19 protein-coding genes are annotated in these 16,734 nt (G+C 63.4%); 11 read left to right on the forward strand and 8 right to left on the reverse strand.

The genetic code is table 11. From position 1 onward, the window contains the following. Positions 1-474, reverse strand: a complete 474-nt coding sequence (locus MKK64_RS23680; protein WP_243937995.1) for a hypothetical protein — start codon at positions 472-474, stop codon at positions 1-3. Between the two features lie 173 nt (positions 475-647). Between MKK64_RS23680 and MKK64_RS23685 the strand changes: the two genes are divergently transcribed. Together MKK64_RS23685 and MKK64_RS23690 are read left to right on the forward strand one after the other, a co-directional pair. After that, positions 648-869, forward strand: coding sequence for a hypothetical protein (locus MKK64_RS23685; protein ID WP_243937997.1), 222 nt, complete (start codon positions 648-650; stop codon positions 867-869). 73 nt (positions 870-942) lie between these two features. After that, positions 943-1,263: a hypothetical protein gene (locus tag MKK64_RS23690; protein WP_243937999.1), complete on the forward strand. Its 321-nt coding sequence runs from the start codon at positions 943-945 to the stop codon at positions 1,261-1,263. A 25-nt stretch (positions 1,264-1,288) separates the two neighbouring features. Here MKK64_RS23690 and MKK64_RS23695 read toward each other — a convergent pair whose 3' ends face one another. The 3 genes from MKK64_RS23695 to MKK64_RS23705 form a co-directional block, all read right to left on the reverse strand. Continuing rightward, positions 1,289-2,320, reverse strand: coding sequence for a hypothetical protein (locus tag MKK64_RS23695; protein ID WP_243938001.1), 1,032 nt, complete (start codon positions 2,318-2,320; stop codon positions 1,289-1,291). A gap of 174 nt (positions 2,321-2,494) precedes the next feature. Next, positions 2,495-2,863 carry a hypothetical protein gene (locus tag MKK64_RS23700; protein WP_243938003.1) on the reverse strand — a complete coding sequence of 123 codons (369 nt, stop codon included), beginning with the start codon at positions 2,861-2,863 and terminating at the stop codon, positions 2,495-2,497. A gap of 80 nt (positions 2,864-2,943) precedes the next feature. After that, positions 2,944-3,513 carry a hypothetical protein gene (locus MKK64_RS23705; RefSeq protein ID WP_243938005.1) on the reverse strand — a complete coding sequence of 190 codons (570 nt, stop codon included), beginning with the start codon at positions 3,511-3,513 and terminating at the stop codon, positions 2,944-2,946. A 570-nt stretch (positions 3,514-4,083) separates the two neighbouring features. Between MKK64_RS23705 and MKK64_RS23710 the strand changes: the two genes are divergently transcribed. From MKK64_RS23710 to MKK64_RS23745, 8 genes are all read left to right on the forward strand, one after another. Continuing rightward, a complete protein-coding gene (locus MKK64_RS23710) occupies positions 4,084-4,524 on the forward strand; it encodes a hypothetical protein (RefSeq protein ID WP_243938007.1) in 441 nt (146 codons plus the stop codon). Positions 4,525-4,642: 118 nt separating this feature from the next. Then, positions 4,643-5,119 (forward strand): hypothetical protein, encoded by a 477-nt coding sequence (locus tag MKK64_RS23715; RefSeq protein ID WP_243938010.1) that lies wholly within the window; start codon positions 4,643-4,645, stop codon positions 5,117-5,119. 72 nt (positions 5,120-5,191) lie between these two features. Then, positions 5,192-5,740, forward strand: coding sequence for a hypothetical protein (locus MKK64_RS23720; protein ID WP_243938012.1), 549 nt, complete (start codon positions 5,192-5,194; stop codon positions 5,738-5,740). A 58-nt stretch (positions 5,741-5,798) separates the two neighbouring features. Then, the gene (locus MKK64_RS23725; protein WP_243938014.1) at positions 5,799-7,463 is read left to right on the forward strand and encodes an AAA family ATPase; all 1,665 of its coding nucleotides are present in this window, start codon (positions 5,799-5,801) and stop codon (positions 7,461-7,463) included. A gap of 14 nt (positions 7,464-7,477) precedes the next feature. Continuing rightward, positions 7,478-7,726 carry a hypothetical protein gene (locus MKK64_RS23730; protein WP_243938016.1) on the forward strand — a complete coding sequence of 83 codons (249 nt, stop codon included), beginning with the start codon at positions 7,478-7,480 and terminating at the stop codon, positions 7,724-7,726. Further along, positions 7,713-7,943 (forward strand): hypothetical protein, encoded by a 231-nt coding sequence (locus MKK64_RS23735; RefSeq protein WP_243938018.1) that lies wholly within the window; start codon positions 7,713-7,715, stop codon positions 7,941-7,943. The genes MKK64_RS23730 and MKK64_RS23735 overlap by 14 nt, the downstream gene beginning before the upstream one ends. After that, positions 7,919-8,272 carry a hypothetical protein gene (locus MKK64_RS23740; protein ID WP_243938020.1) on the forward strand — a complete coding sequence of 118 codons (354 nt, stop codon included), beginning with the start codon at positions 7,919-7,921 and terminating at the stop codon, positions 8,270-8,272. The genes MKK64_RS23735 and MKK64_RS23740 overlap by 25 nt, the downstream gene beginning before the upstream one ends. Beyond that, positions 8,265-8,651, forward strand: a complete 387-nt coding sequence (locus tag MKK64_RS23745) for a hypothetical protein (protein ID WP_243938022.1) — start codon at positions 8,265-8,267, stop codon at positions 8,649-8,651. The genes MKK64_RS23740 and MKK64_RS23745 overlap by 8 nt, the downstream gene beginning before the upstream one ends. A gap of 91 nt (positions 8,652-8,742) precedes the next feature. Here MKK64_RS23745 and MKK64_RS23750 read toward each other — a convergent pair whose 3' ends face one another. From MKK64_RS23750 to MKK64_RS23760, 3 genes are all read right to left on the reverse strand, one after another. Further along, positions 8,743-9,276 carry a hypothetical protein gene (locus MKK64_RS23750; RefSeq protein WP_243938024.1) on the reverse strand — a complete coding sequence of 178 codons (534 nt, stop codon included), beginning with the start codon at positions 9,274-9,276 and terminating at the stop codon, positions 8,743-8,745. A gap of 225 nt (positions 9,277-9,501) precedes the next feature. Beyond that, positions 9,502-10,170, reverse strand: a complete 669-nt coding sequence (locus tag MKK64_RS23755; protein ID WP_243938025.1) for a hypothetical protein — start codon at positions 10,168-10,170, stop codon at positions 9,502-9,504. Positions 10,171-10,544: 374 nt separating this feature from the next. Then, on the reverse strand, positions 10,545-10,703 hold the full coding sequence (locus MKK64_RS23760) for a winged helix-turn-helix transcriptional regulator (RefSeq protein WP_243936959.1): 159 nt from the start codon (positions 10,701-10,703) through the stop codon (positions 10,545-10,547). A gap of 384 nt (positions 10,704-11,087) precedes the next feature. Between MKK64_RS23760 and MKK64_RS23765 the strand changes: the two genes are divergently transcribed. Beyond that, entirely contained in the window at positions 11,088-15,206 is a 4,119-nt protein-coding gene (locus MKK64_RS23765) for a hypothetical protein (RefSeq protein WP_243936960.1), read from the forward strand. On the opposite strand, the gene MKK64_RS23770 is transcribed toward MKK64_RS23765, so the two are convergent. Continuing rightward, positions 15,130-16,095: a hypothetical protein gene (locus MKK64_RS23770; protein ID WP_243936961.1), complete on the reverse strand. Its 966-nt coding sequence runs from the start codon at positions 16,093-16,095 to the stop codon at positions 15,130-15,132. The genes MKK64_RS23765 and MKK64_RS23770 overlap by 77 nt on opposite strands. Between the last annotated feature and the right edge of the window lie 639 nt (positions 16,096-16,734).

Here is a 16,734-nt window from a genome sequence, read left to right on the forward strand (position 1 = left end):
CTAGAAATCCGCGATCTCTTCGAGGGCTTTCCTGTCGTCCATCGGTATCGCCATCCAGTCGAGGTAATCGCTCACCTGCTTCCAGAGGTAATCCTTGTTCCCGTTCATGTAGGTCTGGACCCTGCCGTCCACGAACGAGTAGTGATACTGATATAAGTCAAGATAGTCCGGGTTTTCATCGGTCGTGAGAGGTGTTCTGCGATGGGAGCATGTCTCTTCCAGCAGGCGGCGACCTTCTTTGTCGTGGCCGTGCCGTTTCACAAGCGTCGCGAAGGTCGACTTCTCACCGGGCAGACGGATGAACCATGCCGTCAGCTTGAGTTGCAGCATGATCTCGCGCGCCCGATCAGTCAGGTTCGCCTGCTGGAACTGGGTATCGCATTCGAGCTCAAGGTTCTTCGACGTCTGGTAGGCCTGGACCTGGTGGCCGAGAATCTTGCGAGGGCGCCATGACGGGCCGCGGATGTAGGGCATCGGTGTCTCCGGACTTGAGGCACCGTACCTTGGCCGGATTACCGTTCGCGGAATCGGAAGGTCGCATTTGATCGGATCTGATCAATCGAAGTTGAGGACGTTTCCGGCATGGTCGGACCATCACGGAGGATGTCATGAATTGCACCGACCTAAGGGGGATCACCCCGGATAAGATGGAGAAGCACATCCGAGACGCGACGGCTAACCGGATGCTCATCGACGCGAGCCCCGACCGGATGGCGGCGCTCGAAGCGATCATGGCGCGGGCGAACCTGGTCTGGGCGGTGTGGTCCGAGAACGACCGGCGCAAGCCAAAACTGCTTGGTCATGCCCTCGCCATCGCGAAGGGGATTCCCCTCATGCAGCGGATCCCCGTCACGGCGCTATCCGGGTGACGTCTGTGTTCTTGCCGACGCGGGCAGCGATGAGATCGAGCGCGCCTTCGAGGTCAAAGACAAGCCTGTCACGGTGACCGACATCCAGATCTTCGGCCGGAAGTGCCTCGACTTCGCCGTCCGCGAGGCCGCCTACGTCATGGTCGCCGAGGCGCAACAACCAATAGACGCTAAGGCGCTTCTGGCGTGGGCGCACGGATTGGGGTTGGGATTGACGCTCTACCCGCATTGGCCGACGCTGGTGAGCCAATGTCTTTTCTGGGGTCTGATACCGTCTCCGGATGGCGCAATCGAAGCCGTATCCCGTGTCCGTGAGCGCATTATAGCGATCGAGGTCTCCCCCGCATCCGTCGAGCGGTGGGAGCGTCTCGTTGCGGCATCTGCCGACGCATGATGTGGATCGGCCAAATACTAGGTAGCTACGAGGCCTTTCGCCTCTTTTTGGGCGAAATCACAATCGCGTCCCGCATAGCGGCCACCACCGCCATACCCGGGATCGTATAATCCTTCGGTGGCCCGCATTCGGCCTGACTGTAATCATCGACCAGTCTGTACGGGAGCACCTCAACTGCGATCCCATGTCGCCCGTGCTCACGCATCCAGTGCGCGATCCGACCAAGGTTTTCATCATCGAAGAACCTGGTCACTGATCGCATCCGGACACGCTCGGCCTCGACCTGTTTCAAGATGTCGACCATGCGGACCAGCGCAGCCCGAATGTCTCGGGTCCCGACTTCAGTGGCGCGCAAGACCCTTATGACGCCGGCGAGATCGAGTTCGATTTGATCGAGCCGCTCCGCAACCGTGGGTCCCGTGCGGACCATCTCGGCGCCCTGCAAGTATCCCTCGCTTCGGGACCCGACATACAGAGTCATTTCACCGTGGCGAACGGCGGTACCGTGACCGCCACTCAGGGGCTCGTCCCTGTCGGCGATCTTCACAAAGCGGTCCCACAGGGTGTTGCCCATGAAGTCGCGCAAGCGGCGACGGGTCTCTGCGAACTCTCGAATGGCGGGCGCGGCGCGCATTGCACGAAGCAACCCTAAAAGATCGATGCGCTCGGATACCGCGAGACGCTGCCTTTCGACGTAGTTGACGCGGTCGTGCGCCGCGTCGAAGTCTTGCACCAGGGCGTCAAAGGTCACGCCGTAGTGTTTATGGGCACAGTCACGACCAACGAGACGACGTTGGCCGGTCCGGTAGAGCATCACCACGCCGCGCTCGTGGTTCGGGTATTTGCAGAAGACGCACCTGACTCGTCCAGCATCTCGTCCGGCGACATTGTAGGCCAATTCAACCATCGCCTCCTCGTCGGGTGGCGGATCGTTCGATATGTTATCCAGGCTTTCGGGGTCGTCGGTAGTGAACTCCATTTCGAGGAGTTCGTCATCGGAGCGTGATTTCCAGAAACCGGCACCGGTTTTGTCGAAAAGCGCGTCAAGGTCCGCCAATGGCATTCTCCTGATCTCTGTTCATCAAGATGGGGCCATAGTAAGCAGGTCGCATCAGCGACCCACGTGTATTGGTCTAAATACCTGTGGATAGCGGACTTCGGATGCTGGATGCCCCCTTGGACGGCTTCCACTCGTACCCAGGACAGTTTTGTCGTGGGCCGACCATATAAGTCATGCCCGCCCCCTCGATGCCGCGGCGCGCTTGGCCGCCCGACTGATCCCCGGCGGAATCCGCATCGCGTTCGGGGTGACCTTCCCGTTACGGATGCGGTTAGCGGTCTTGCCCCACGACTTGATATCGTCAAGCGTCAGGCCCTCGGCCAGCGGCGGGGGCGTCTTTGTCGTGACGCCGCGCAGGACGGCGAGTTCGGCCTCGGTGGCGATCCGGAGCCGGATGCCCGCGACCTTTACGAGCGGCCATGCCCGGGGACGCCCATTGTCGGCCGGGGCGTTGATGGCGCGCTCGATCTTCCCGACGCGGGGATCAACGAGGATCGAGATGAAGGTCTGCTCGTCCTCGCAGTACATGCCGGGCGTCATGACCCCGGGCAGCAGGGCCTTGGTGACCGGGTCGTAGTCGACCTAGACGTAGTGGGGTTTGAGCCAAATCCGACCCATGATCAGGCGTCCTCTTCGATCGGGCGGGGGGTGTAGGGGCCGTACTTGCCGACAATCTCGGCATGCAGGTAGACCGCGTCCTCGTTCGCGAATTCGTCGAGGTGCAGCCGCATATCCAGGGTCGTCTCAAACAGAGCGGTGCCGAGATCCGGACGGAACAGAAGGCGATCCCCAACGGCATGGAGCCAAGCCGACTGAATGGTGTCAGCCTCGCGCTTGGCGGATTCTTTTTTGCGCTGGAAAGCGTTGGCCTCGTCCTGGAGGGTTCGGAAGCGGGCGTCGGCGGACGACAGGAATGCCTGAGAGATGGCAAGCTGCTCGATCAGGCTCGGGCCGGCGTTTCGCTCCGCATCCTGCGAGAACCGGTCGGGGTCCTCGAAGTCGTTGAAGACAGTGTCGACGTCTTCCTCGCAGAGAGGGCAGCGGATCGCGCCGTGGGTACCGCACTCGTCGCAGAGGACCTCGGTGTCCTTCCAGAGGGTAACCGACGACCACGCCTTGCACTCGGGGCAGACGTAGCCGAGTTCGGCATTCGGATCGCGCCGCCGTTCGATGGTAACCGTCGCGCCCATGCGTCATCCCCGCGTCGTTCAGCGAGGGGTGACGGAAACATCTTCGGCCCCGTAATCCGGCATGACCCTCTCGGGCCACCGGCAGCGGCGCCCTCTCAATGGGCACACACAATAAATACAATGGACACGTCGATCCAGGGAGACGACCCCGTTGACATCGAACAAAACAATCTCTTCGGTTATGGGCATTCCCGGAAACTGGGGCTGACTAGGCACTGCCAGGTCGAGCCGATAACTACTTTGCTTCCCCCGGTAACGGGGGCAACTCGTGATGTGCGTGTTCACCAGTTAGGTGGCCCGAGTTCCCCCGCTGAAGGGGGCAAACCAGGTAGTCCCTTACGTGTTCGGGGCGACCCTTCCCCCTGCTCTTGGGGGCAAATCCTCCTACCCGCGGGTGGGTACCGACCACCGCATTTCCCCTCCATGAGGGGGCACACCCACGACAAGCCCTGGCATGGCCGGGGACTACGTTGTCGTGAGGCTTGCAATAGGCAAACTTTGTCCTATTATATCGGACATGGACGGCGCGGATGACCCGGCCTCCATGACCAGGACGCAGGAAACCGCATCATGTCCATGCCCGCTATTAACTTCGTCAGCACCCACGCCGACGACGGCACCATTGAGCCGCATGCCCGCGCGATCTTCGCCCGCAGGCACGAGGACGGCACGTTCCATCTGGTCACCACCGACAAGGGGATGCCGGTGACGATCCTCTCCAACGAGTTCCCGACCGTCTACCCCGTCGGCTCCGAGTACAGCGCCCACCATGAGCATGCCGAGGGGATCCGTCTCGACAGCGCGTCTGTGCTGCAGCTCGGCATCGAGGTCGAGGGCGGCTATCAGATCTGCACGCCGGCCTACTCGTTCCTCTTCGCCGTGCACACCGAGGAGGAGGCGCTTGACGCCTTCGCGCGCAACGCCGGTCACCGCGACTACGCCGAGGTCGCTGCCACGCTTGGCAAGACCGTTGACGAGGCCAAGGCCGATCTCGTCATCACCCGCATCTGATCCCACGACGCTGCCTAGCTCCCCCGGGGTGCGATACCGGGGGAGCTAGGAGCGCCGATCTCCCGAGCGGCACGGCAGCAGCCGGCACTCGCCAACAGGACGCAGGAAACCGCACATCATGGCCACACCCAAGAACGACAACTACCCCATCCACAGGTTCCGCCTGACAGTCCTCTCCTGCGACAGCAGATATGAGACCGGCAGAACTCCCGTCGCCATTCAGATCTCCGCGCTCCATCACGGCACGACGTCCCCGACGGTCCTGACGCGAGTGGGGTCGGTCGAATACCGCGTTGCCATCGGCGTCGTCGTCTCTTTCGCTCGGGCATTCATCGACAGCTTGTACGAGGTCGAAGTCATCGCGGGTTGCAATACTTACGAGCCCCTGCGGGACAGCCTCCGCTTCGCGGGTCTCACCGACCGCGTCTCGCTATTTCCCCGCAGCGCACTCTCGTGCTTCTCCGACAAGGAGCTCCGGCACGAGATGCAGATCCGCGCGGACATGGCGGCGCGCGACTGGAACGAAGGTGCTGGCGACGGCCTTGCTGTCCGCTACGACGAGACCCCGCGCGACTGGAGCACGCTCCCAGGCTGAACCCTGGCCGCGGTGCTACCATTCCAGGGCGGTCCCGCGGGGCCGCCCTTCCTCATGCAGGAGCCTACGTCTATGCATCTCGTCCTCCGCCCCATGACCCAGCCCGAAGACGGAGGCGTATGCGTCGGTGTCCTCGACGGAGTGCCCCTGACGTTCCACGGACGCATCGCGACCGCCGGCGACCGCGAGTACGAGGCCAAGGCCATCGCAAGCGAGATCCTCGAAGCGGTCGACGCCGCGGCTCGCGAGGTGTTCGGTCCCGAGTGGGTCCAAGCGCTGGCTCTGGTCACCGGCCTGAATCCCCGCACCTGCCAGCGCGACCGCGTCGGGCGTTACGGATTGCCAGCGCCGGTCCTGCGCGCGCTCGGCGAGGCGGCGTTCGAGCCCTGGCCCAGGGTGACCGGCGACCTGATGCTGGCCTGCGCACGCCTGATCAAGACCAACGCCATCGAGAACGTGAGCACGCTCCGGGGCGAGCGTCACCCGCGCTTCGCAGGCCCCCCGGCCGGCAATCCCGTCGATGTCGCGATGGACACCATCGCCCAGCATGCACGGGCGCTCGTCCGACGCCTCGTCTCCGAGCGCGCCGAGCACCGCGCCCCGACGCTCGATGACGACTGACGAAACGATTTCTTAAGGGGCGATGCTGTAGCGTCGCCCCTACGGGACAGGCTCGGCCATGTCGGGCGCCCGCAATGCACGGAAGCAGGAAACCGACATGCGAAAGAATCCCCTCCGTAATGGGGCGGGCGCGCCGTCTCCGCGCGCGCTGCTCCTCGGCACCCCCATGCACCGCGACAGCCATGCCCGGCAGTTGCAGTCCGAGATCCTCTCGACTGTCCCGGGCATCTATTCCGCTGGCCGAGCCGAGATGATCCGCCAATGCGCGGACTCGGAACTCTTTTACGAGATCGTCAAGTCGCTCTGGTCGGCGTCTATCTCCTGTGTCTCGATCAAGCGCAATCAGGCCGCCGCCGAGGCGCGCTTCGTCACAGCGATCCGTGAGGCACGAGTGGTCCTGAAGAGGACCGTCGGCGTCCAGTCGGCATCTACCGCCGACTTGGATCTCGGGTTCGCCGACAGGCAGGAGCAGGGGATGCTCGACCTGCTGACGGTCCTCCTCGCCGATCTTGGCGAGGCCGAAGCCCGCGTGGCGCACGTCGACGTCGCATGGCGGTACGCCCGCGAACGCGAGGATGGCGAGGAGGACCTGCTGTACGGCGCCGTCGGCGCGAGCCTGCACGCCCACGAGCCTTGGCGCTATCGGGGCAACGAGCTCACCGGCGGTTCGACCAACTTCATCACCGAATGCATCGAGCTCGGCCGGCAGGCCCTAGTCGGTGCGCTGCCGCAGCCCGAGCCGGCGTGGGCGACCGAGGCGAAGGCTAAGGCCGCGACCGCGTCCGGGCTGAGGGCCATCGAGGAGGCCCGCCTCAATGACGGTCCGTCGATGTTGGTCTTGGCGACGGTCGATCATCTGCCTGGTTCGGCCAAGTCGGGCGAGGGAACGCTTAGCGGGAGCCGGGGTACGACTGCCCGGTCCGATTGGGGGCCGTTCGCCGGGCGTCGCATCCGGCTCGTCGCCGTCCCGGATATGGGTCGCGTGCGGCGCCGCCTGGTGGCGGAATTCCCGGATGCCGAGGACCTCCTCGACGGGGTGTTGGCCCCTCTGGCCGGGCGGCCGTTCGTGCAAATCTCGCCCATCCTGATCATTGGCGCCCCCGGTTCGGGCAAGACCAGGCTGGCCCGGAGGATCGGCGAGGAGCTCGGGCTGTCGGTGACTGTCTATGGGTGCTCGTCGGTCGCAGACGGCACGCTGCTGTCCACGAGCCGCCAGTGGTCTACGGGGCGGGCTTCGACGCCGCTCCAAACGATCAGGCGGTTCGACATGGCGAACCCCATGATCGTCCTCGACGAGATCGAGAAAGCGGGCACGAGAAAGGACAATGGCTCCGTCCACGATGCGGTTTTGGGGCTGACCGAGCAGGAATCGGCTCGGCGGCATTTCGACAGCTATTTGGAGATCGAAACGGATCTGAGCGCCGTCAACTACGTCGCGACCGCCAATAGCTTGGACGGCCTCTCCGCAGCCCTTCTGTCCCGCTTCAAGGTGGTGACCATGCCCGTGCCGACGCTGGCCTCGCTGCCGGTGCTGGCCAGATCCCTCGCCGCCGAGATCCGCCAGGAGCGCGGGCAGTCCGCCGACTGGATGCCCGATCTCGACGGCGAGGAGCTCGCCCTCGTCGCCGCCGAATGGGGGCAGCGAGAGCCGTCCGTCCGCCTCCTGCGCCGCCTAGTCGAAACCGTTCTCGCCGGCCGCGACGGCCTGGCTCCCCGCCACTGATCGGAGATCACATCATGCGTTCCACCACGATCCCCGGCGATCACGGCGCCGCCCTCGTTGAGCTCTGCCAGCGTCACCTCGGCGCCGAGGCGCTCGCCGGGCGCATCACCATCCAGGCGACCCGCGTCTGCGGCGGCCACCTGGATGCGCTCCAGCTTGCTGTCCGTCACAAGGCGATGTCCCTGGTCGAGGCGGCCCACCATGCAGCCGAGGCGCTGGATCTCGCCCTGACGACGGGGGCTCGGTCCCATGTGCCGGGCTGACCTCGACGCGGCTGCGGCCCGGATTCGGGCGGCCTGGGTGCCCGGCCGGGAATGCCGGCTCCGTCCCCGCCGGGCCCGGCTCTACGTCCTGCAGGTCGCCAAGCTCGATGCCGCCGGCCTGATCCGCCCGGAGCGAGCCTCTGCCGTCGCGGCCCGGGCGGAGGTCCTGGCCGAGGAGATGGAGGGCGCCCGGTGCCCGACGTCTACCGAAATTTGACCCGGGCCTGCTGGTCCATCCGCGTCAAAAATCGGGTCGTCGGCCACTTCCCAGCGCTGGTTCTCCGGGACGTCTCTTTCATCGTCTCCCTCCCGGGCGTGCACCGGATTCGGCTGCGGCAGGCCCGCGAGGTGGTCGCCATCGCCCGGGGCGTCCCCGCCGAATCCGGCCTCCCCGACGGCACGCTCAGGGTGCGCTTCGACCCCTACCGGTCGACCGATTTCACCCTCGACGACGGCAGCCCGATCCGCGCGGCCGCCGTCGTCGCCTTCCTGCCCGACGGCTCGTGCTGGGCCGTCCCCCATCCCCTGGAGATCCGTCATGCGTAGCGCCTTCGCCATCCTCCTCGTCCTGATCACGACCGCCGCGGCCGCGGGCGACGGCCCATGGAGCGCGCCGCAATGGCACCTCGGCGCCAGTGAGACGAAGGGGCAGTTTGCGATCACGACAAGCATGTTCGTGAGGCACCGTCCCGGGACATCCTATGATGACGTGGAGGTCAGCTGCAGCGTCCAAAACCTCACCAATCCTTCGGATCACTCGATGGTCCGGAGGATGGCGCTGGCGTCGCCGGCGCAGGATCTGTGGTGCGGCGACGCCGGGCCTCTCGGCGAGTGGTGTGTCCGGCAAGAGGAAGGTGCCACGCTGACGTGGTACGGTCGTACGCCGTGTGCCGGGGGCGCGGCCGAGTTCTCGACGGGCGACTAAAAACGCTAAGGGCCTATCTTCGTTGCGGAAACAGACCCCATGCGTAGTGAAGGTGGATCGACTACGTTTTAACTGCAGAGGGTTTTAGCCCTCAGGAACCGGGCAGCAGGGCCTGCTTCGACGGGACCGGTAGGCGTAGTACACGATCCCCTTGCCGATGAGCTTCGTCGTCGGCCTCGGCTTGCCCCCGAACATCTCCCAGGCGACATGGAAGATCCCGCGCTTGACCAGGATCTCCTTGGCCACGGGACCGCCTTGAGGTCGAAGAGATCCCCCGGTCGCGGAGCCGGGTGATGAACAAGTTCGGCTCATGAAAGAGGGCCCTGCTGGCGGCGCGGAGACCCTGGAGCCCGTCCGAATCTGCGAGGGCATCGAAGAAGGCGACCACCGGCCGGGAAGCCTCGACCCTGGGCCTCTGCCACCAGACGTCCCTTGCGCTCCTGCTCGATGAGACGGTGTGCCGCCCGAGCAGGCCCCGGAGGATCGCCGGGTCCTCCAGGAAGGCGAGCGGGTCGACCGGCTGCGGCGCCACCGCGTTCGGCGCGACGTAGGAGCCGGTCTCGCGGATGGAGGGAAGAACCTCCTCTACGATCCAGTCCTTGAAGGGCTCGATCCGCTCCGCCATGCCAGGCATCGCTTTGGCGCTGGCGTTGCGGTTGAGGATGGCCCGGTAGAGGCCGGATTATTAAACGATGGCGGCGACGTGTTCACCACCACCTAACGCCGCTCCAAGCAATCGACGCGGACGTACATGCTTGGCCAGAATTTTTGCCAAGTCGGCAAAGCTTATATTTTTCCTTTCTTGGGTAGGCGCTTGGTTCGCCCAAAGCAGCGGCTCCAGAAACCACCCTTAAGGGACGAAGCCATCTTGGATCTGGATAAGCGTTGGAGGCCAGTGAGCGTCCCAGGCTCCATACGCGCATTGCCGGCCGCCATAAGCTTGCCGAAACACCGCCGCGATCTTTTCGCCGTCGACTTCGCCATGCTCCATGAGAAGGTCGGCTAAGTTCCGAATACCTGCCGATCCCATCGGGGAGCGCACGAGAGCAGCGGCCCGGGCCTCAGCTAGGCCGGAAATGGCTCGCTGTTCCTTTTCAGGCAGCTTCCAAGCGTTCACCAATATCTTAAAGTGCTTCATGTCCTCCAGTCCACCTGAGAACATGCACCCCCCAGCGGACATTTTTCGATAGCGGGCCTCGGCATAAATGCCCGCTAAGCAGTTGATAAATTCAATGTCGCGGGCGATAGCGCGGCACCGATTAAATTCATCCTGCTCGCCGGGCGGAAGGTTGTGGATGGTCCTCGGGCCGAACGGGTACCCGATGATGTCGTAGCCATCGACTAGTCCTTCGCATGTCACGAGATTGCCCTGACGGTCTTCTATCATCCGGCCGGCAATCAGCTCCTCGACGGTCAGAACAACTGCCTTGTCAGTGTCGTAGCCAAAATACCATCGTACGAGGGCGTGCCCTGCCTCATGGTGGCAGGTCAAGCGACGCCTACCCTTGAGCTTAACCATTCGATGCTTTTATCCTTCCGCTCCAGGCCGGCGCAATCGCGCCCCTCACTCCTTGAAAACTCACATCTGCTGAGCTGATGGGTAACATCCCCGCCTTTACGCCTCGCCAGTCGGCGGCCGCACTCGTGCATCCGCCTCACCCTTGCCAGCCGAGGTTCGACGACTGATTGAAAAGCCAGCACAAGCTCTTTCGACACCGCTGACCGGCTACCTGCCCTCCTCGAACACATTTTGAGGAAATCCGATGCCGAGGAAGGCGGCGATGATCCTCCCCCAATTTCACGGACACCTCAGATACGCTTGTTGTGGGCGGGGAAGGTGTTTGATGGCCAAGTCTGACTGGTCGCGAACACCTGAAGCGTGATGAATCCGCTTCACTCCAGCTTGCGGAGGCACTGCGTCAGCATCCGCTTCGAGATGCCCGGAATGGTCCGATTGATCTCGCCGAAACGCTGGGCGCCGCCGGCAAGCGCGATGACGATGAGGGTAGTCCACTGTTGCCAACGTAGTCGAGGATGTTCCGGACGGAGCAACCGGCCCTCATCCTGAAGACGAAGTTGAGATCGACGGATCGTATTCCAGCGGTGCCGTGCGCTCCGACAATCGTAGCGAGTATCGCCGGCAGAGTCACCAGATGCGCGCCTGCAGTCCGTAAGATGCTAATATGTACGGTTTACAAAACCTCATGCTTGCTGGAAACTCAGCAAGCATGCTTGCATCCGTATGGGTTTATGCCTGCATATCTCCTTACAATTTGATCTAAAGCCAGCGCAATGTTCCATATTATTTTTTCGTTATCTCCATTATCCTGATGACACGGCTGGGCGAATATGCGTGATTGGCAAACAGTCACGGGGACCCGAAATTGGCGTTCCACCGTTTCAGCCAGTGATCCGTCGCCTCCGCAGCCGAGGCACATGTCCAAATCTCAATCCCTGGTGAAAGTTATCGCTGCCCCCTCGGATAAGCTCAGCCCTCAGATCATCGCTGTTCTAAACCAGCACGACGCCACAGTCGTGAGCGTGAGGGCGTGGGTGGGTGATGTCGAAAGTCTAGCGGCGAGAGCCGCCGAGGACGCCGCTCGCCGTACCAAAGAACTCGCCGACGCCGAAGTGCGCGCACGCGAGGATGCTCGGCAGCGGGAGGAAGCTGCACAGCGGTTTGGCATTATCGCCCCGGCCTGCGTCGACCACGGATGGTCACTTTTCCCGCAAGCCCGCTCCGAGCGTCGCGGCCCCATCCTCGTCCTGCAGCCAGGACGTTCCAGAAAGGCGCTGGAATGGAAGCCTCTACAACAGCGGCTGCCTACACCGGACGAGCTTTCCTGGTGGGATCAGAGCGACACTCGGGGGAACCGGGCTAACACCGCTTTGATCATGGGAGAGGTTTCGGGCGGGGCATTGGCCGTCGATATCGATATTTCCGATCCAGCGATGTCGGAGACCGTCCTCCGCCTCGCCGACGAGCACTTTGACAAAACCCCATTCCGCCGCGTCGGCCGCGCGCCACGCATCGTCCTGATCTACCGCTCGAACCCCGCTGATCCGGTCCGCAACGGTTCGCACCATCTCGATGCTGCCGGCCCTGGTGGGAGCTCCGATACCCAGGCCATTGAGATCCTCGCGGACCGTAAGCCGATCACCGCTTTTGGTGCCCACTATAGGACTGGCTCGCACTTTCAATGGGTTGGCCTCTGTCGACCCGACACGCATGGACCCAATCACGCGCCTCAGATCACCCAGGCACAAGTCGAAGCCTTCCTGTCTGCAGTCGACAGCAGCGGGATCATCATTCCAAATCTGCGCAATTCGGTTGCTTGGGCGACTGCGTCTACCCTCGATCCGTCTCTCGTGACAATCAGTGACTTCATCCGTCCCGGCCTCAGCCAAAGCATGGCCGGAGTGACCTGGAATGCTAAAGGCTTAGTCACCGCCGGGAGGGAGCGCTTTGTACAGGGACGAGCGTATACGTATGTCCTCAAGAATCCGGGCATGGCTCTATCGCAAGAGGGCCGCTACGCCCTGACCGGTTTTCTGATCGAGGAGTGTGAAAAGACCTTCGCGACAGGAGGCAACAGATTCAGGACCTCTCAGGAACTCGCCCGCGGATGCCGGGAGCGCATCGACAGCGCCGCAGCCAAGTTGTCTCGCGGCGAGATGAAGGCAATTGGGATCTTGCGCCACGAGGCTACCGGCCAAGTGCGTGCGGTACCCCGCGTCTCTCACTCCGTCGAGCGGGAAGAGACGGACGACCTCTCTTGGCTGCCCCGGAAGCGGATTAAGCTGCCCGACGACGTGGTCTTCGAGCCGGCCAACCCGACACTGGCTCGTCAACGCGCCCTGATCTCCGACGTAGAGCGCGACGAGCAGGCGATTGCGGTTGGAGCCGCCGTCGTGGACGCGTTCAAAGGATTCTATCGCATGGTCCGCGAGGACCGGAAACTTGGAAAGGAAGCCCCGGTGCGACCGGTCTGGCTGATGCGTAGCCCGACCGGATCAGGCAAGTCCTCGACGGGCGTCAAGGTCACAACCGACGACTTAATTGAGAACGGTCCCATTGGCGGCGCGATGCTCTTCCTGCAACCGTCGTACGAAAACATTCATGAGAACGTCACGCGCTTCCAGGGGTCTCGGCGCGGCGCCAAGGCGGTCTTCCGGAAAAATGCTGAGGCGGCAGCCCGCGACCTGCCAGAGGGGACGCGGTACCTGATCCTGGAGGGGAAGGAGCGTGGCGGTTGCCTACGCGCGGAGGAGCAACGCATTCTGGTCAAGGCGGGGATAAGCAGCGCCGGGCTATGCAAGGCCACTGTGCAGGACGCGGTCGGGGAGAGCGAGGAAAAGCTCTGCAAGCACTACAACGTTTGCCCGGTCATTGCGGCCAGGGCGAAAATCGGGGAGGCGGAGGTCATCTTTGCGCCAACGGCCTTCCTGACGTCGGCAAACCTGCCGGCCGGGCTGAGCGAGGCCGTCGCCGGAGTTATTGTAGACGAACGCTATTGGACCGAGATCCTGCAGTGGAAAAGCTTTCCGACCGCGACCCTTGACACACTACGCGCGCCGCCACGGTCGTACAAACGCGACAAGGGTGAAACCGGCGACGACCTGCTGGCAGCCCGCGAGCGCGTCGCATCCCTTGCCGCAGCCGCCATCCGCAAGGGCAAGGACCCGGCCCTCGGCATCGTCGAAGACATGCAAAACCGCGTCAACGGCGACCGGATTGAGGCGATCAAGGCGGCCGAGGCCCTTGTCGAAGGCGCGGTAAGAGTCACCGGTCGCGCACAGGACGCCGGTCGCAAGCTGCATCCCGGCATGAGCATCGAGGGGATCAGGGCATTGGTGGAGCGCCCGACCGGAGCGCACCTGCGCGAGGAGTGGCGGTTCTGGTCGCTGATCGCCGAGCGCCTGCTTGCCCTTAAGATGGACGCCATCGAACATGATCTACGCGGCGGCAGGGACCGGATCGGCCCCGATGGTCAGGTGAAGCCCGGCCAGGCGCGGGGCGAGCGCGACATGCGCATCCAGAGCCTGGACGGAGGGGCGACTATCCGAATTTCCTGGCGCGCGGAACCCAACTTCTGCGAGCACCCGGTTCTTTTGCTGGACGCCTCGGCCAATGAGGCCCTCACGGAGAAGGTGTGGGTCGGGCGTAAGGTTCAGCTTACGCATATAGACGCTAGACTTAACCTCCGGACGATCCTCGTCGCCGACCGCACTTGGCATACGTCCGGCTTCCTCCTGGCAAGTGCCGGCGAGGACAAGAACGCCCGCCGACGGGTTGCCGGCGTCATTGCCCAGGCCCACCATGCCATCTCAACGGCCTCGCTGCTCTACGGTCACGGACGAATCGTCGTCGGGGCGCCTAAGCCCGTCCGGGCCGCTTTGATGGATAGCTGGAGCGAGCCGCCGAATTGCGACTGGATGCATTATGGCGCGGTGCGCGGGCTCGACTTCGCCCGAGAGCACCTCGTTGCGCTTTCCGTCGGTCGACACGAATTCCCCATCCGGGTCATTGACGGACTCGTGGCCGCGGCGACTTACGACGATGCCGAGCCGGAGTGGCCTATCGACCGTTGGGGCGATGGCCATTTGCACCACGAGGACGGAAGCCTCGCCACTGACGACCGCGGCGACGCCATCTCGATCAGCGCGCCACAAATCCGGCGTACTCATCCGCTGCGGAACGGCGGCTCCGTCACCGTTAGTATCAGTGAGTATGAGGGAACTTGGGCCAAGACCATCCAGCATCAGTTCCGGGAGGAGGAGCTAACACAGTTTGCCGGCCGCCTTCGCCCGGTCTACCGGATAGGCGAGGCTCCCCTCTGGATCGCGGGAAGCCGCGTCCTGCCTGAAGGCTTCGTTGTCGATGACGTCGTAAGCATGGGCGATCTCGCGGACCCGGCACGTCTCGGTCAGGTGGCCGACGCCATTCGCCGCACGAGTATCGCCGACGCCGGCGTCATCGCGGCCATAGCGTCCGATTCCCGTTTGAAGAAGAACGCCGCCGCCGTGCTGCATGAGCTCGGCCTCGACGGGTCCGACATGCGGGGCCGGTGGTCAAAGGGCATGAAAGCCGTGCGGGCCGAGGTCGACGGCGAGATGGTCGAGCGCCAAATTCCCGCCTACGTGACCGATGATGCTATCGTGGATCATACCATCTCGGTCTACCGGGCCGCGAACCATGAGGCCGATACCGTTGAGTACCTTGGGCGGGGTGCCCAGCCCGTCGGAGGACATGCCCGATCTGAAAACGGCGATAAAGTCGTCGCTGTGGTCGGAACGCGAGCCGAGCGCGCAGATCGAGAACTCGTCATGCGTGACGTGGTCTGGGACACGTTGATCCGCATCGCCCAGGATCCTGCCGCAGTCGATGGCCTTGCGAAGCTGGCTGCAAAAACTGACTTCGACGTTCAGATCACTCTTCAGGCCAACCCAATAGCCGCCTCGGCAGAGGCGGCCGAGGTCATCGCGACGGAAGGGATGGACGCAGTGTCCGCAGGCCCGTCGAAGCCGGACGAGGAACAGGGGAAAGACGCATAGCCGTCGGAGTCCGCACTCTTTTCGGCGCACGCGCGGCCCTGGGGTCGCTGAACCTAAGCCGGAGGGCCTTCACCGACTTCATCCGCGGTGACCTCTCCCATTCCCAAGAGAAGTCGATGCCTGCCCGGCGGAGATCCTCTGTGACCGGGAGAATGAGCTGCTGCGCCGTAGCAGACGGGCTGACGATGCCTGACGCCCCGAGTGCGGCCTGCACTTCTAGCACCGGGATTTCAAGCGTTACGTCGCCGCCCATGCGCCGAGTGGACCGCCAGCGGGCCGGCGCGGCTGTGAGGTCGTCATTCCAAGCCAGCAGTCGCAGGTAGACAAGAGGGCTGTAGCGGCAGGTGAAACTCGCCATTACGCGAGGGTCGTAGACGAAGGACGGCGGATCGAGAACGTCGTCCGTGGCATCCGCGTGAGGATGGGCAATGGCGGCGAAGGTGCGATCGACCTTAACCTCAACCTGTGTCGCCTTCTCCGAAATACGCCGCCGGGCTACAACGCCCTTCTCACGTATGCCAAGCGCCAAGACACCAACCTCGCCGAGCGACGGTTCACCAATAATGGTAGCGCGGATGTTTGCCGCCCGGGTATGCGCTTCTACCAATCCCCCGATGCCTCCCCGGCCGACCTCTGCCAGAAGCCGCCGGAGTGGAACTGTAACCGTCTCATGGGGGCGGTCCGACAGGTGCTCGTGATCCCAACGCGCATCTTGCCAATCACCCCGATCAATCTCTCGGGACGCCGCCCGGGACAGCATGGAGAGCATGAGCCGCACGCCTTTAACGTCGACGCGCTCACCCCTCGCCACGGGCTTGCCGTCCATATGGAGGGGCATGCGCGAGGACAGGACAAGTTGAGTGGCGAGGCACCGGGAAAGGGGCAGCATGGTCATGTCCGAAGGCAATAACACCAGACTACTGCTTCACACGTTTGAAATCAACAGAAATCGAGCAAATGCAATGGCTTATCTTCTCCGTAAAATGTCTTGTAGGGGGTAGGGGGTTCCCACCACCGGAGGCCGATTACCGCAGGTAATCAGGGGTTACCTTCTAGGGTGGGGGTTCCTCAAGCGCGCCCTGGCGCGAGGGCAAGCCCTCGCTGGGACGCGTGAGGAATGGGGTTTTCCGTGTGATCGAGCTAACCCTAAGGGGTGGCTTCGCCATTTTTTGGAGGTCGAGAGAACCGCCGCACCTCCACCACCGCGCCTTGGTCTCGCCGCAGCGCCTCTCGCGCCTGCCAGATGCCCACCCGCCGCTGCCGCGGTCTTGCCAGCATCTCTAATCAGGAAGGTGCCCAGCGGGCTTCCCTCAGTCGAGCGCAAATCCTTGATCCGCGCGGGCCTTTCCGGCGATGCCCACTTGGCGCAGCTCGAAGCCTACTTATGTCAACGAGCGATGAACTACCTCTCGGATTGTCGCTTGTCTTCTTTCTGGCTGCGTGAAATTTACTACAGCAAGCACATATTAATCTCAGTGGACCAAATGACTCGCGCAGTCATGTGGAAACATGGTGTTTTCCTGGCGAC

The organism is Methylobacterium sp. E-025 (genome assembly GCF_022829705.1).
Taxonomy (GTDB): Bacteria; Pseudomonadota; Alphaproteobacteria; order Rhizobiales; family Beijerinckiaceae; genus Methylobacterium.

Bases quoted from the DNA above. Each gene is read 5' to 3' on its own strand.
- MKK64_RS23770 (WP_243936961.1), bottom strand. From the start codon at position 16,095: ATGCTGCCCCTTTCCCGGTGCCTCGCCACTCAACTTGTCCTGTCCTCG.
- MKK64_RS23725 (WP_243938014.1), top strand. From the start codon at position 5,799: ATGTCGGGCGCCCGCAATGCACGGAAGCAGGAAACCGACATGCGAAAG.
- MKK64_RS23710 (WP_243938007.1), top strand. From the start codon at position 4,084: ATGTCCATGCCCGCTATTAACTTCGTCAGCACCCACGCCGACGACGGC.
- MKK64_RS23720 (WP_243938012.1), top strand. From the start codon at position 5,192: ATGCATCTCGTCCTCCGCCCCATGACCCAGCCCGAAGACGGAGGCGTA.
- MKK64_RS23745 (WP_243938022.1), top strand. From the start codon at position 8,265: ATGCGTAGCGCCTTCGCCATCCTCCTCGTCCTGATCACGACCGCCGCG.
- MKK64_RS23735 (WP_243938018.1), top strand. From the start codon at position 7,713: ATGTGCCGGGCTGACCTCGACGCGGCTGCGGCCCGGATTCGGGCGGCC.
- MKK64_RS23765 (WP_243936960.1), top strand. From the start codon at position 11,088: ATGTCCAAATCTCAATCCCTGGTGAAAGTTATCGCTGCCCCCTCGGAT.
- MKK64_RS23750 (WP_243938024.1), bottom strand. From the start codon at position 9,276: ATGGCGGAGCGGATCGAGCCCTTCAAGGACTGGATCGTAGAGGAGGTT.
- MKK64_RS23730 (WP_243938016.1), top strand. From the start codon at position 7,478: ATGCGTTCCACCACGATCCCCGGCGATCACGGCGCCGCCCTCGTTGAG.
- MKK64_RS23705 (WP_243938005.1), bottom strand. From the start codon at position 3,513: ATGGGCGCGACGGTTACCATCGAACGGCGGCGCGATCCGAATGCCGAA.
- MKK64_RS23755 (WP_243938025.1), bottom strand. From the start codon at position 10,170: ATGGTTAAGCTCAAGGGTAGGCGTCGCTTGACCTGCCACCATGAGGCA.
- MKK64_RS23715 (WP_243938010.1), top strand. From the start codon at position 4,643: ATGGCCACACCCAAGAACGACAACTACCCCATCCACAGGTTCCGCCTG.
- MKK64_RS23680 (WP_243937995.1), bottom strand. From the start codon at position 474: ATGCCCTACATCCGCGGCCCGTCATGGCGCCCTCGCAAGATTCTCGGC.
- MKK64_RS23685 (WP_243937997.1), top strand. From the start codon at position 648: ATGGAGAAGCACATCCGAGACGCGACGGCTAACCGGATGCTCATCGAC.
- MKK64_RS23700 (WP_243938003.1), bottom strand. From the start codon at position 2,863: ATGACGCCCGGCATGTACTGCGAGGACGAGCAGACCTTCATCTCGATC.